Source organism: Bacillus yunxiaonensis (genome assembly GCF_037104695.1).
In the GTDB taxonomy this organism is placed as follows: Bacteria; Bacillota; Bacilli; order Bacillales; family Bacillaceae_G; genus Bacillus_A; species Bacillus_A yunxiaonensis.
Genome location: NZ_JBAWSV010000001.1, coordinates 347,893 through 361,985 on the forward strand (window position 1 = coordinate 347,893; position 14,093 = coordinate 361,985).

The window sequence follows — 14,093 nt, forward strand, 5'->3', positions numbered from 1 at the left end:
TAATTATATAATATGAATAGATTGCTAAATGATTTCAAAAAAGAAAGGAGGTGAATATATGAGGAACATGAAATATCTGGATAAAACAGAAGGTGTATATGCTATTACGAATGTGGATTCCAATGTAAAGCCTTTTGTATTGTGGCCTGAAGTGTTGATGGCTTATGTTGCCCCTGTCATCATGGCAGGGATTGGGGGATTGATCACTGCCGACAAGGGTCTACAGATTGGGGCACTAACAACGATTGGAGGGACATCAGCTATAGTAGCCTGGATGCTTGGCCTTTGGTTACGAAGCCGAGGGATTCATAATCGCTGGATCATCGGTGCAAATCACTTAGTTGTTGTGGGGATTTTTGCTTTGATAGGGACTATGTTTGGACTGTTCGCTGCGTGGTCGGCATCTTGTTTACTAGGGCAGTTTAATCACTTTATTTGGTTCGATCGGGTATGGATTGATTTTCCGCTATCTGCAATGATTGCGAGCACAATCATAACATGGCGATGGCGTCTTAATGTTAAAAAAATTTTTGCATTCAAAGGAGAGGATAGAAAATGATTGTCATTATTGGGGCATCGGGTACAATTGGTAGAGCACTTTTGAAACGTTTAGTTAATTTTGGTGTTCCTGTTCGAGCGCTGAGCAGGGATCCTGAGAAGGTATTTATGCAGATTGGCGATTTAGACCCGTCACTTATTGAAATCGTATCAGCTGATGCAACTGATCCTGAATCGCTGCGCCGTGCGTTTACAGGAGCAAGCCAGCTCTTCCTTGCGATGTCCAACAGTCCAAGACAAATTGAATTAGAGACTTCTATTATTCATATTGCCACGGAAGTCGGAATAGAGCACATCGTAAAGATATCCAGTCCAGTTTTTGACCGAAATGCTCCAGTGGCAGTAGCAGGTTGGCATCATGAAATTGAGAGAATTTTGTTCGAATCGGGTATTAAGCATACGGTGTTACGCCCGTATGCGTTTATGCAAAACTTACTGCGCTTTGCACCGACGATTATAGCCCAAGATGTTTTCTATGGTTCCATGGATGATATCGCATGTAACTTCATTGATTGCCGAGATATTGCAGATGTTGCTGCCGAAACTTTGACTAACAGTAGGGTAACTGGCAAAGTATACACACTTACCGGTTCTGAGGTATTCAGCTATCCACAGATTGCAAGTAAACTATCCGTTCTGCTGGGGAGGTCAATTCGCTATGTCAACATGGATTCTCAAGTATTACGACGCAATCTAATCGAACATGAACATATGCCTCCTTGGCTCGTAAATCATATTGTGGAAATTCAGGCTATGTCGGTGGCGCTGCCGGAAAAACCTATGGACACTGTGAAGCATTTGCTTGGTAGAGAGCCCCGCACGCTAGACGATTTTCTGTGTGAGTATGTAGATAACTTCCGGTAGTGGCGGAGTTTACTGAACCAAATAAAGAATTTTTTCTGAAAAGTTGTCGGTGGCATTTAACCTTTTGGAATAATGAAAAAATAACACTGGTTATAATAGTATTATAGTCGGAATAATCTTTTAAACCTGCATTTTATCAGCACTTAGTATTCCTTGCGATTAAAATCTGTAAAATTGTAAAAAAGCCAATAGCATGGAGAGAATATGAAATTGTTAAATGAAAAAAGAGTGTTATATCATCTTAGTCTCATTACAACTATCATTTTTTCTTTCATTTTTGAAATCGGGATTCGAATTGAAGGGTCCCATTTTTTATTTGGCTTTCCAGCTCAGAGGTTGGGATATTACAGAGAAATACGATTTAGTTTTGGAATATTAGGTTTATTACTTGATTTTTTGGTTTTCTATTTTGTTTTTTTGGCATTAAACAAACTTCGAAAAATGTTATTTAAGAGTCAAAAATAGTTCTTATATCAACTAATAACGTTTTTAATCTTCATATGCCCTTCAGTATATACAGGATGATCTCTTAATTTTTCCCACATATGCTAAAGGACTCCCAACATCATGGCTGCATCCCTTTTCGAATATTAGTAATATTTACTTACAAATTAAAATCTTTAATTTTATTTAATTATTATTTATGAGTATACTTATTGTAATAATATTTTGAATATTCACAATAGTAGCTATTCAAATGCTTCTACGTGAGTAAAAGGGGGGATCATTTAATGAGTTATAATTTAGACGAAAATTTGAAAAGAAGTGCAAGTAGTTTCCCAGACAGTATCGCTTATATCTATAGAGATAAAAGTGTTACTTATAAAGAACTAAATCAGCAGGTGGATCGATTAGCTGCTGGTTTGTCTGCCCGAGGAATCGGGAAGGGAGATGGAGTGGCTCTTTTATTAGGAAATAGCCCTGAATTTCTCATTACGTACTACGGCATTTTACGACTAGGTGCATTTGTTGTTCCGATGAATCCTTTGTATACCAAAGAGGAAATCAACTACATTTTAGACGATAGTCAAGCTAAAGCGGTTATTGCGCACATATCAGTAGAACCGAAGTTATCAGAAGTAAGGGAACAATTGAAAAATCTAAAGCTAGTCATTTATACAGATGCCGAGGATCAGGAATGTACATGGGAGCATCTGATGGAAACAAGTAATAATGTTTGCCTAAGCTCTTTCAATGTTTGCCTAAGCCCTTACATTGATCAGGAGGACCTTGCAGTCATTTTATACACATCAGGAACAACAGGGAAACCAAAGGGTGCGATGTTATCGCATCGGAATTTGGCTTCGAATGCAGACGCCATTTCAGAATTAATTGAACTCCATGATAAAGATTGTGTAGTCTCTGTTCTACCAATGTTTCATGTTTTCTGTATGACTATTTGTCTGAATGCGCCAATTGCTTGTGGGGCAACTGTGCTGATTATACCTAAATTCAGCCCTCTTGATGTGGTCCGTACCATTCGAGAAAAAAAGGCAACAGTGTTTGCTGGAGTTCCTACGATGTACAATTTTATCTTTCAATTGCCTGAATCCACTGCGGAAGATTTCTCATCCATTCGCTTGTGTATCTCTGGCGGTGCCTCGATTCCAGTCGAGCTGCTACAAAAATTTGAAAACAAGTACAACGTTTTTATCTTGGAAGGGTATGGGCTTTCGGAAACTTCTCCTCTTGTTGCTATTAATCCTTTAAATGGAACCCGCAAGCCAGGATCTATCGGTCTAGATATACCAGGCGTCAAGAGCAAAATTGTCAATGAGGAAGGAAAAGAATTGCCGAGAGGAGAAGTCGGAGAATTAGTAGTTCAAGGGCCAAATATAATGAATGGATACTTGAGGATGCCAGAAGCTACATTAGCTGCCTTTATAGATGGATGGTTTTACACTGGTGATCTAGCAACAATGGATGAAGAAGGATACATCTACATCGTTGATCGAAAGAAGGACATGATTATTGTTGGTGGATACAATGTATATCCTCGTGAAGTGGAGGAAGTTCTGTATCAACATCCTGCTGTTGTAGAGGCAGCCGTAATCGGAGTTTCCGATGGAGAATACGGAGAAAATGTAAAAGCTTATGTCGTAGTCAATGATGAGCAGATCACCATGAATGACATTATCCGATTCTGTCAGGATAAGCTGGTGAAGTACAAGCTTCCTAGACATGTGGAATTTTCTAAAGAGTTACCTAAAAATTCAACAGGGAAAATTTTGCGAAGAGAGTTAAGACAATTGATTGAAGTTAAGTAAGAAATTAACTAACCATATTATTGAAGGAGGATTATTTATGTCGTCCATTTTAAAGGAAAAAGTTCAAGGACCAGTAGCGTGGAAAGGTATTGATCTAGCTAAAAATGATTCATGGGTTTATTATTTGTCCGAGAAAACGATCGAATCTCTTGAAAACGCTTTATTTTTTGTTAAACAAAAGGGTTTACAAGCACCTAATTTTAATAAGGAGGACTTCCCAATTCCGGATCTCTCTGACGAAATTTCTTACTTTGTGGAAGAGTTAGAGAATGGGAGAGGGTTCCTATTAATTCGTGGATTACCAATGGAGAGGTATACGGATGAAGAAGCGAGCATCATTTACTGGGGGCTCGGACTTCACATGGGCATTCCGGTATCGCAAAACGCAAATGGTGACCTCTTAGGGCACGTCATTGATCAAGGTCTTAGCTTAGAAAATTCAAATGTACGCGGTTATCAAACGAAACTGCATCTTCCTTTTCATGCAGATGGATCTGATGTCGTCGGATTATTAAGCCTTCGAAAAGGGAAATCTGGGGGGTTCAGTAGTATCATAAGTTCAATGGCTGTTTATAATGAAATTCTGGAGAAGTACCCAGAGTATCTTGGAATTCTCTGTCGTCCATTCATCTTTGATCGTCGTGGTGAGGAAGCGCCAGGTGAATCTCCAGTATTTACATCACCAATTTTTAGTTATTATGATGGTAAATTGAGCTGCAGATATGTTCGTACATTTATAGAATCAGCACAAGCGAAAACAGGTGTTCATTTGTCAAAAGTTGAAATTGAAGCGTTAGACCTACTGGATTCCATCCTTCATGATGAAAGTATGCATTATAATATGATGTTGGAAGAAGGTGATATGCAATTCGTCAATAATTATACAGTTCTTCATTCACGTACTCAATACGAGGACTATGAAGAACCGGAACGCAAACGCCATTTATTAAGATTGTGGCTCACGATGCCAAATGGCCGAGAAATTGCACACGATTTCGCGATGTTTATTGATGAGAAAACAGGTAAAGCGGGTCGCGGCGGTATTCCCGTACGTGGAAAAACATCTGGCGGTATTATAGAAAACTTGAAGTAATTGGGCTTAAATCAGAAAGACTTACCTTTATAAATCGTTTCATAAGAACACCAATTGATTCATGTGATGGGGAGAACCTTTTCAGATGTCAGGAAAAGGTTTTCCCTTGATGGTAAAAATAAGGGGGATTTATACGTTGAGCACTCCAAAATATTCTTGGATTATATTATTATTTCTAGTTGCTTCAGGTATGATCAACCAAGTTGATAAAATTGTTATTGGTTTGGTTTCCGTTCCCCTAATGAAAGAGTTACATTTAAGCCCTTCACAATGGGGATTGGTGGGAAGCTCCTTCTTTTGGTTTTTTACTTTTTCCTCTATCATTCTTGGCGGAATGGCTGATTCTAGAAACACGAAAAAAATGTTAACTTGGATGTCATTTATATGGTTGATTGTTCAATTTGTTACACCTTTTGTTTCTAGTCTGTCTTTGCTAGTGTTTACAAGAATGATCTTGGGAGCAGGCGAAGGTCCAGCTCCAGCTCTATCAACGGCTATCATGGGAAAATGGTTCCCGAAACATAGACATGGTATAGGATTTGGTGCTGTTCTGTTAGGAACAACAGGCGGATCGGCGATTGCTTCGCCATTATTAATCTCCTTAATCGATCAATATGGATGGCGATCTGCTTTTATAGCCATGGGGATTGTTGGACTTATTGTACTAGTTTTATGGATTATTTTCGGTAAAGAAAGTCCACAAGAAATTGGATTGCCTTCTTTTCATCAAGAGGAGCAGCATTCATCAACCCTCTCTAAGGTTTCTTGGCGTCAGTTTCTTCCACATCTGTTGTCTAAAAATTTCGTTTTTACTGCTTTATGTGGAGGTTGTGCCTATTGGCTATTGTCCGTTCAAGCGATATGGTTTCCGGCATACTTTACTAAAGTTCAACATTTTAATGGTCAAACATTAAAATTAGCTGTGTCTTTACCTTTTCTTTTCGCTGCCGTTAGCCAAATTGGGTTTTCTATGCTATCAGACCGGATTTATCGCAAAACTGGGGATATTCGTAAAGCACGAATAAATCTTGCCGGTTCCATGATGGTACTATCTGCCCTTTGTGTATATATGGCAAATGCCGTGAATTCAACTGCTATATCCATCCTGTTCTTCACCCTTGCTCCAGGCTTTGCGTATGTCATTCTTTCACTCGCACCCGCAATATTGATGGATTTTTTTTCTCCCAAAAACATCGGAAAAGCACAAGGGACGTTCATTGCTCTTTCAAGTTCAACAAGTATTATTGCCCCGCTCGTATTCGGGTATTTCATCCAATATGCAGCGACTGAAGCAATGGGATATCGTTATGGATTCCAAGTAACTGCTTTGGGTATGTTCGTTATCGGATTATTATTTTGGATCGTTGTACGTCCCGCGAAGCAAAGTCACACAACGATAAAAGCAGAGGAACAAGTGAGTATTTAAAAAATATACAGCAAATCAGGGTGCAGTAATAACTTCAACGAAGGATCTTCTTAGTTAGTGAATATACCAAATTGAAGTAGAATGACCATAACTATGTTAATTGACTATTTGGTCAATGTATCTATTACTTAGTTTTTGAAAGGGCTAGTTTGTGAGATTGAATGACGGTATATATTAATACAACTTAATTATAAATTAAAAATAACAATTTTATTTCACTTATAATTATAAGTATACTAAAGGAAAGAAAATTCAAAATATTCAGTAATATCAAGTGAGAAAATAATCAAATGAATAAAGGAGGAATATTTATGTCAGTCATTATAAAGGAAAAAATTCAAGGACGTTCAGCATGGAAAGGCATTGAACTAGCTAAAGATGATTCATGGATTTATTATTTGTCCGAAAAAACGATTGCTGCTCTTGATAAGGCATTATTACATGTTCAGCAAAAGGGATTAAAAGCACCAGATTTTAAAAAGGAGGATTTCCCGATTCCTGATCTCGCTGACGAAATCAAATACTTTGTCGACGAACTGGAGAATGGGAGAGGGTTTCTATTGATTCGCGGATTGCCAATGGAACGGTATACTGACGAAGAAGCAAGCGTCATTTACTGGGGTGTCGGACTTCACTTGGGACTGCCAATCATCCAAAGCAAAAATGGAGACCTCTTAGGGCATATCAAAAACATAGGTAAAGACTTTAATGATAATACAAAAGTAAGAGGTTACCAAACAAATGTGCATCTTGACTATCACACAGATCTTGCTGATGTGGTCGGATTACTATGTCTTCGCAAAGCGAAATCTGGTGGTTTAAGCAGTATCGCTAGTGCAATGTCTATCTATAATGAAATTCTGGAGAAGCACCCAGAGTACCTTGAAATTCTTTTTCGTCCATTCGCCCATGATCTTCGTGGGGAAGAAGCACTAGGTCAATCTCCGGTAGTTCAATCACCAATCTTTAGCTACTACGATGGTAAATTGAGCTGCAGATATATGCGCCAATATGTCGAATCAGCACAAATGAAAACAGGTATCTCTTTGTCGAAAGAGGAAATCGAAGCATTTGATTTTATAGATTCCCTTACTCATGATAAAAACTTTCATATTGATATGATGATGGAACCAGGTGATATGCAATTCGTTAATAATTATGCGGTTTTTCATTCACGTACATTATTTGAAGATTATGAAGAAGATGACCGCAAACGTCATTTATTAAGATTGTGGCTCATGATGCCAAATGGCCGAAAAATTGCCCCAGATTTCGAGTTTTATATCGGAGGAGCACCTGTAATTAGATAAAAAACGGGTGGTAATGTTAATTACCAATATCTCTTATATCAAGTTATATGGTGATTTTATTCATCGAGATAAGGTGAATAAAATCACCATTGTATGTTTTTTTATGATGAAGTGAATGTGAGCGTTTCAGGATCGGAATCAAGGTTTAGGAAATAGCCGAGTTAATTTTAAAATAAATGGAAGTGAGGATGATGTTTCATGGCAAATTTAGATCCGCAAGCAGAAAAATATTTACAAGCATTTAATCAGATGCCGCCTATTCATAAAATGGACCCTAAGACAGTAAGAGAGATGCTTTCGAAGGCACCGCGCCCTGCTGTAAAATTAGATCCGGTTTCAACGGTAGAGAATTTGATGATACCGGTAAGCAAAGACGAAGAAATAAAATGTAGGGTATACATACCGGAGGGGCAAGGTCCCTTCCCGATATTTATTTACTACCATGGTGGAGGATGGGTTCTAGGAGACATTGAAGTGATGGATGCCAGTTGCCGAATGATAGCAAATAGAACGGCTAGTATTGTTGTATCTGTAAACTATCGTCTTGCTCCAGAGTATAAGTTCCCAACTCCAGTCGAAGACGCATATGCGGCATTGGAATGGGTTTATGAAAAAGGGCCCTCCTTTAACGGAGATGTTACGAGATTGGCAGTCGGAGGGGATAGCTCAGGTGGAAATCTAGCGACAGTAGTAACTATGATGGCGAGAGACAGAAAAGGTCCCGACATCGCTGCACAGGTCTTAATCTACCCTGCGACAAATCTTGAGTTTAATACGGAATCCCATCAAGCATTTGCAAAAGGATTTGGTCTGGATCGCGAACAGCTGATTTGGTTCCGTGATCATTATTTAAGGAATGATGAGGACAGGTATAATGAATACGCTGCTCCTTTGGTTGCTGAAGATTTAAGCGGTCTCCCGCCAGCACTCGTAATCACAGCAGAAAATGATGTGCTTCGGGATGAAGGAATGGCTTATGCCGAACGATTGAAAAAATTTGGTGTGCAAGTTGAATATGCATGTGAACTTGGTATGATCCACGGCTTTTTTGCACATATGGCTATTTTCTCTAAGAACATTGAATCAACTGTTTCTAAGATTGACAAGTTCTTGAATGCTGCTAAATATACAATAGAGATAGATTAGGATTAAAAAATTATAAAAAAACGAGCCTCAGCTTTTAGTGAGGCTCGTTTTTTAAATACACTATTATTGGTAATCTACGATACAGTTACAATATCGATCCTAGCTTTTTAGTAAAAAACGGTTTCTCCAATTCCGCCGGTTACTGAAATGACATCACCAGTAATCGATGCCGCCAAAGGTGAAGCTAGGAAGGTAATGACATTAGCAATTTCTTCTACTGTAATCAAGCGGCCGAGTGCATTGAGTCCTGCCATCTGACGCACAGCATCTTCGTTAGTGACGCGGTTTCTAAACATTTCCGTATCGACAATCCCTGGATAAACAGCATTGACGTTAATTCCATGCTTTCCTAATTCCAATGATGCTGATTTTGTTAAATGGACAACAGATGCATTACGCGGACCGGAACTAAAATAATTACCGCCAATTCTAGCAGCCAGACCACTTATATTTATAATACGTCCCCAATTATTTTCTATCATATAAGGAGCTACAGCTCGCATACAACGAAAATAGCCCATATACTTTTCTTCAAAATCTTTCAAAATAAGTTCATCTTTAATACTATTAAAATCCTCTGGCTCAAAGCCGCCAACACGGGCTCCACTGTTGATTAAAATATCAATGCTTCCCATTGCTGCTGCTGATTTTTCAACTAAATTTAGGATAGAGTCGGGATCAGTGGTATCTGCGACAATTGGATAGATATTTCTGTTTGTTTCTTGAGCTAATTCCTCAGCAGCGATTTTGAGTGAGGATTCATTTCTTGAGCAAATCGTGCAATCTACACCTTCCAGAGCCAATTGACGAGCAGTAGCTTTACCAATCCCGCGGCTTCCTCCAACAATAAGTGCTTTTTTTTCGGATAACTTTAAGTCCATAGTTCAACCTCCTGTTTCGATTTAACCGTAAAAGACCAAACTCGAAAGTAATTTTTTGGAATATTAACTCATTTATACTTTTAATTCTACTAATAAATTATAATTAAATAAAATTAAAGATTTTAATTTGTAATTAAGTACTACTAATATAAAATAGAAAAAACTACTTTGTAAATAAAATAGAACCTTAGTAAAATATATCAGTCTTTTATTTTCTCGTACAATCGAATAGGTTCCTCAAGAGAGCGGCTCACTCCTATGCTCGTTTGTTGATAGAAGGGGAAGAGATACATGACAATATTTGAAGCACTGAATCAGCAGATTTATATATGGATAATCATGCCTAAAAGCGACTATAGTTTTTAGCAGTAATGTCATCAATCTGGTGAAAGAAGCTATTTTTAGTACACCTATTTCGTGGAATTTAATAAGTTGGCTGTCTATTTTTGTTTCCTCAAGTTTTTTTAGTACTCCAAAGGCATAGTAATTGAATGATTTTACCTTCATCGGTTAGTTCACGAGAACGATTGAAAAATTTGTAACAAAAAAATCCCTGCCATTTGGCAAGGATTCGATTGTTGCAGCTATTCATATACGGACAGATGAAAGTGATAGTTTGAGAGGTACTAACTGTAACCCTTAAAGCGATCGCAGTAGCTGTTATCGTTACAGAGTTTGGGCCTAGCACGCCAGTAAATGTTCCTAAAATCAGTTGAAGTTTCTCTGCCTTAGCATTGTATTTATTAAAATTCTGTTCCTGGACAATGACCTGGGCATCCTGGAGCATTACCTTCGTTGAACTCAGCTAACATTTGTTGAATTTGTGATGCCACTACATCATTTTGGATTGGATTTGTAAGGAAAGCATCGGCAAGAGCAATGGTATTTTGTGCAAACTGACAATTAGCCCCATTTAGTACATTAAGTTTAGCGGTTAATAATTGAGCATTTAACTGTCGATATTGTGGTGATGGACCAACATTTCCATTTAAGACATCGAAAATATTGGCAGCAGTAACAATTGTACTGAAGCCTAGACTATCATTTCCGAGTATAATTGTACCACCTGCCATTGCAAGCAATTGTAATGTCTCTGCTTGATGAGTTGCAAAGAACCCTCGTGTTAAGGTACAACCTGTTACTGGAGGGGAAGGGGGTGTCATTAATTCCAAAACATTTTCAAACTTAAACTCTAAAAGCATTTCTTTTTTGATGACATCACGGAGAGTGCTTTGAACACTTGCGTCGATAGTAAGAAGATTAGATAACGAAACTACTGCAGGAGAGAATATAGTTCTTGTAGGAGTTAATGTTCCTAGAACAAGTTGAAGCTTCTCTGCCTCGGCATTCACGATGTGAGCCAGAGCTAATTCTTCAAAGGCAATGGAAGCCAAAAGCAAAGGAATAGTCTGTGCAGTAGAAATTGAAATGGTTGGAGTTATATTGGGAATGTTCGGAAAAGACAAAATTATTCACTTCCTTAAATTATAATATAAGAAATAATAAAACCGAAGCTTATTCGATTATTTTTCTCTATATTTTATTCGACAAGCGTTTGAAAGTTTCATATTTGTCCATATGTAATAGTGGATTTTTAGCTAGAAAATCCTCCTTTTAAATAAAAGAAAATGTCACATAAAAAGCTACTGTAGATTTTCTGTTCAGTAGCTTTTATTAATTAATAGTAGTTATGAATTGGCATTTAAAATATTATTAAGTCTTTGGTATTCTGCTAATAATCTTTTATGTTTTATTTGTAATTCTTCGATTTCTAACTCTTTAACTTCTCTACGCTTTTTTTTCATTTTCAACTGCATGATATTTTATGGATTATTATCTATTGCACAATATGGTATGTACTCATATGTTAACTCAAGGAAAGAATTTCAACTAATGTATTTCATCGAGGTGTATAGTATGAAACTTATATTACTGTCAGGAGGTTCGGGGAAACGATTATGGCCGCTTTCCAATGATTCTAGATCAAAACAGTTTTTAAAAATGTTAACATGTCCAAAGAATGAGTTAGAATCCATGGTTCAGAGACTGTGGCGACAATTGGATTCGAATCAATTGTTGGATATTTCTTACATTTCGACAAACAAAACACAAGTGGATATCATTCAAAGTCAATTAGGAACCAAGGTACCATTAATCATCGAACCAGAGCGAAGAGATACTTTTCCGGCAATCATATTAGCGGCAACATATTTATATTCGATCGTTGGTATAAGTTTACATGAAGTAATCACTGTAATGCCTGTCGATCTATTTGTGGAAGATCATTTTTTTGATAAAGTTAAAGATTTAGAAGGTGTCATTCGGCAATCGGGTATGGATATTGTTTTAATCGGTGTAAACCCAACTTATGCTTCAACGAAATATGGTTATATCATTCCTGACAAAGGTGAAAGGAACCGCCAGCCATTACAAACATATATCAAAGTAAAAGATTTTAAGGAAAAACCGACAGAAGATCAGGCGCAACAGTTGATTGAACAACATGCATTATGGAACTGTGGCGTTTTTGCATTCAAACTAGAATATATGATTAACCAGATGAAAAAACAAGGTTTGCCTACACAGTATGATGAGATAATTCAGTACTATGAAAGGCTACCAGATATAAGCTTTGATTATGAAATTGTGGAAAAGACCGAGAAGATTGCAGTTATTCCGTATAATGGTTATTGGAAGGACTTGGGTACTTGGAATACGTTAACTGAGGATATGCAAACAAATGTCGTTGGCAGAGGGTCAATGAGTGATGATTGCATCAATACCCATCTAATCAATGAATTAGATATTCCCGTAATTGTATTAGGTACTTCGAATGTGGTTGTGGCAACAAGTCCGGATGGTATTTTAGTTGCAGATAAATCCAAAAGTCACTATATCAAAGAGGTAGTAAAGGGATTAGAGCAACGACCCATGTTTGAGGAACGTCGTTGGGGTTGGTATCGCGTCCTGGACCATAAAAAATCGGCCGAAGGAATAGAAGTTCTGACAAAACGAATATGTGTATTTGCAGGAAAAAACCTAAGTTATCAATATCATCATAAGCGAAGCGAAGTATGGATGATTGTTGCTGGTGAAGGGGAATTTGTTCTAAATGACGTATTGTCATACGTAAAGATAGGTGATGTGATAAGCATACCGGTTTGTGCAAAACATGGGATCAAAGCGATTAAAGATCTTGAAATTATCGAGGTTCAGATGGGGAGTGAACTTGAAGAACAAGATATTGTTCGTTTATTTATGTCATGGGAAGAAATGAAGAAATCTATTGAAAATAAGTGAATTTCCTTGAATTTAAGTTCGAGATAACTATTGGAAAAATTCTTTTCGCTCACATACAATTAAGCAATTATATATGGAAGTGGATGAGAATATTATGAAAAAGCGAAAAATGAAAGGTTAACGCATAGAGAGGGATAGGGGTATTATGGAAATGTGGGAAAATAAGAAAGTTATAGTAACCGGAGGAGCGGGATTTCTTGGTTCTCATGTAGTGGAACGATTGGGAGAGCTAGGTTGTAAGCAAATTATTGTACCGCGCAGCAAACAATATGATTTGCGAAATCCACAAACAGCTACAATGCTGATACAGGAAACAAGGCCCGATTTAATCATTCATTTGGCTGCTTCAGTCGGTGGGATTGAAGCCAATAGAAAAAATCCAGGGTCATTTTTCTATGACAATTTATCCATGGGGATCCATCTAATGGAAGCAGCAAGAGTAGCCAACGTAGAAAAATTCGTAGCTTGCGGAACAATTTGTTCCTATCCTAAATTTGCTTCCGTTCCGTTTAAGGAAGACGAATTATGGAACGGATATCCCGAAGAAACGAATGCTCCTTATGGTTTAGCAAAAAAAATGCTACTTGTACAAAGTCAGGCATACAGACAACAATATAGTTTTAACTCTATTTTTCTTCTTCCTGTAAATTTATATGGGCCTCGAGATAACTTCGACTTGGAGACTTCTCATGTAATTCCAGCCTTAATACGGAAATGTTTAGAGGCGATAGAACAGGGAAAGGATCATATTACAGTATGGGGGAGCGGAAAGGCAACGAGGGAGTTTTTATTTGTTGAAGATGCAGCAGACGCGATTCTGTTGGCAGCAGAAAGTTATAACGGGGCTGAACCCGTGAACATCGGTACAGGAATAGAAATTTCAATTAAGGACTTAGTGGAGTTAGTTGTTACTCAAACAGGTTTTAAAGGTCAAATTCACTGGGATTCCCAGAAACCTGATGGTCAACCCCGAAGATGTCTTGATGTACAGAGAGCGAAGGAATGCTTTGGATTCGAAGCAAGGGTTAGTCTAGAAGAAGGATTGAAGAAAACGATAGATTGGTATATTAATCAAGATGTGGGATATTGATAGGGGAACGTAATTTGTTAATCATTCATACTACTATTATGAGATGGCTTATATGTAAAGAAAACCAATGACTCATGTAAAGTGAATGCAACGTAAAGTTAAAGGTCAACGAACATATTTGTATTTTGTGATTGATTCAAAAAGAATACGATTAACTT

12 protein-coding genes are annotated in these 14,093 nt (G+C 37.6%); 9 read left to right on the plus strand and 3 right to left on the minus strand.

Features of this window, described 5'->3' with window-relative positions; genetic code table 11:
* Positions 1-58 precede the first annotated feature (58 nt).
* The 7 genes from WAX78_RS01770 to WAX78_RS01800 all read left to right on the plus strand — a co-directional run bounded on the left by WAX78_RS01770 (position 59) and on the right by WAX78_RS01800 (position 8,664).
* On the plus strand, positions 59-559 hold the full coding sequence (locus WAX78_RS01770; RefSeq protein ID WP_336480583.1) for a hypothetical protein: 501 nt from the start codon (positions 59-61) through the stop codon (positions 557-559).
* Complete coding sequence (locus WAX78_RS01775; RefSeq protein ID WP_336480584.1) at positions 556-1,422, plus strand: SDR family oxidoreductase; 867 nt, start codon at positions 556-558, stop codon at positions 1,420-1,422. The genes WAX78_RS01770 and WAX78_RS01775 overlap by 4 nt, the downstream gene beginning before the upstream one ends.
* Before the next feature lie 731 nt (positions 1,423-2,153).
* Positions 2,154-3,689, plus strand: a complete 1,536-nt coding sequence (locus WAX78_RS01780) for a long-chain-fatty-acid--CoA ligase (RefSeq protein WP_336480585.1) — start codon at positions 2,154-2,156, stop codon at positions 3,687-3,689.
* Positions 3,690-3,726: 37 nt separating this feature from the next.
* Positions 3,727-4,782: a TauD/TfdA family dioxygenase gene (locus WAX78_RS01785; RefSeq protein WP_336480586.1), complete on the plus strand. Its 1,056-nt coding sequence runs from the start codon at positions 3,727-3,729 to the stop codon at positions 4,780-4,782.
* 136 nt (positions 4,783-4,918) lie between these two features.
* Positions 4,919-6,208 carry an MFS transporter gene (locus WAX78_RS01790; RefSeq protein WP_336480587.1) on the plus strand — a complete coding sequence of 430 codons (1,290 nt, stop codon included), beginning with the start codon at positions 4,919-4,921 and terminating at the stop codon, positions 6,206-6,208.
* 311 nt (positions 6,209-6,519) lie between these two features.
* Positions 6,520-7,518, plus strand: a complete 999-nt coding sequence (locus WAX78_RS01795) for a TauD/TfdA family dioxygenase (RefSeq protein WP_336480588.1) — start codon at positions 6,520-6,522, stop codon at positions 7,516-7,518.
* Between the two features lie 198 nt (positions 7,519-7,716).
* Positions 7,717-8,664 (plus strand): alpha/beta hydrolase, encoded by a 948-nt coding sequence (locus WAX78_RS01800; RefSeq protein ID WP_336480589.1) that lies wholly within the window; start codon positions 7,717-7,719, stop codon positions 8,662-8,664.
* Positions 8,665-8,771: 107 nt separating this feature from the next.
* Here WAX78_RS01800 and WAX78_RS01805 read toward each other — a convergent pair whose 3' ends face one another.
* From WAX78_RS01805 to WAX78_RS01815, 3 genes are all read right to left on the minus strand, one after another.
* Positions 8,772-9,545: an SDR family NAD(P)-dependent oxidoreductase gene (locus WAX78_RS01805; RefSeq protein ID WP_336480590.1), complete on the minus strand. Its 774-nt coding sequence runs from the start codon at positions 9,543-9,545 to the stop codon at positions 8,772-8,774.
* 743 nt (positions 9,546-10,288) lie between these two features.
* Positions 10,289-11,011: a hypothetical protein gene (locus tag WAX78_RS01810; RefSeq protein WP_336480591.1), complete on the minus strand. Its 723-nt coding sequence runs from the start codon at positions 11,009-11,011 to the stop codon at positions 10,289-10,291.
* A gap of 222 nt (positions 11,012-11,233) precedes the next feature.
* A complete protein-coding gene (locus WAX78_RS01815; RefSeq protein WP_336480592.1) occupies positions 11,234-11,356 on the minus strand; it encodes a hypothetical protein in 123 nt (40 codons plus the stop codon).
* Positions 11,357-11,462: 106 nt separating this feature from the next.
* Between WAX78_RS01815 and WAX78_RS01820 the strand changes: the two genes are divergently transcribed.
* On the plus strand, positions 11,463-12,845 hold the full coding sequence (locus WAX78_RS01820) for a sugar phosphate nucleotidyltransferase (RefSeq protein WP_336480594.1): 1,383 nt from the start codon (positions 11,463-11,465) through the stop codon (positions 12,843-12,845).
* A 151-nt stretch (positions 12,846-12,996) separates the two neighbouring features.
* Positions 12,997-13,935: a GDP-L-fucose synthase family protein gene (locus WAX78_RS01825; protein ID WP_336480595.1), complete on the plus strand. Its 939-nt coding sequence runs from the start codon at positions 12,997-12,999 to the stop codon at positions 13,933-13,935.
* The last annotated feature ends 158 nt before the right edge of the window (positions 13,936-14,093 follow it).

Coding starts and splice junctions, on each gene's coding strand:
- WAX78_RS01785 (WP_336480586.1), top strand. CDS start 3,727: ATGTCGTCCATTTTAAAGGAAAAAGTTCAAGGACCAGTAGCGTGGAAA.
- WAX78_RS01775 (WP_336480584.1), top strand. CDS start 556: ATGATTGTCATTATTGGGGCATCGGGTACAATTGGTAGAGCACTTTTG.
- WAX78_RS01780 (WP_336480585.1), top strand. CDS start 2,154: ATGAGTTATAATTTAGACGAAAATTTGAAAAGAAGTGCAAGTAGTTTC.
- WAX78_RS01770 (WP_336480583.1), top strand. CDS start 59: ATGAGGAACATGAAATATCTGGATAAAACAGAAGGTGTATATGCTATT.
- WAX78_RS01800 (WP_336480589.1), top strand. CDS start 7,717: ATGGCAAATTTAGATCCGCAAGCAGAAAAATATTTACAAGCATTTAAT.
- WAX78_RS01795 (WP_336480588.1), top strand. CDS start 6,520: ATGTCAGTCATTATAAAGGAAAAAATTCAAGGACGTTCAGCATGGAAA.
- WAX78_RS01805 (WP_336480590.1), bottom strand. CDS start 9,545: ATGGACTTAAAGTTATCCGAAAAAAAAGCACTTATTGTTGGAGGAAGC.
- WAX78_RS01820 (WP_336480594.1), top strand. CDS start 11,463: ATGAAACTTATATTACTGTCAGGAGGTTCGGGGAAACGATTATGGCCG.
- WAX78_RS01825 (WP_336480595.1), top strand. CDS start 12,997: ATGTGGGAAAATAAGAAAGTTATAGTAACCGGAGGAGCGGGATTTCTT.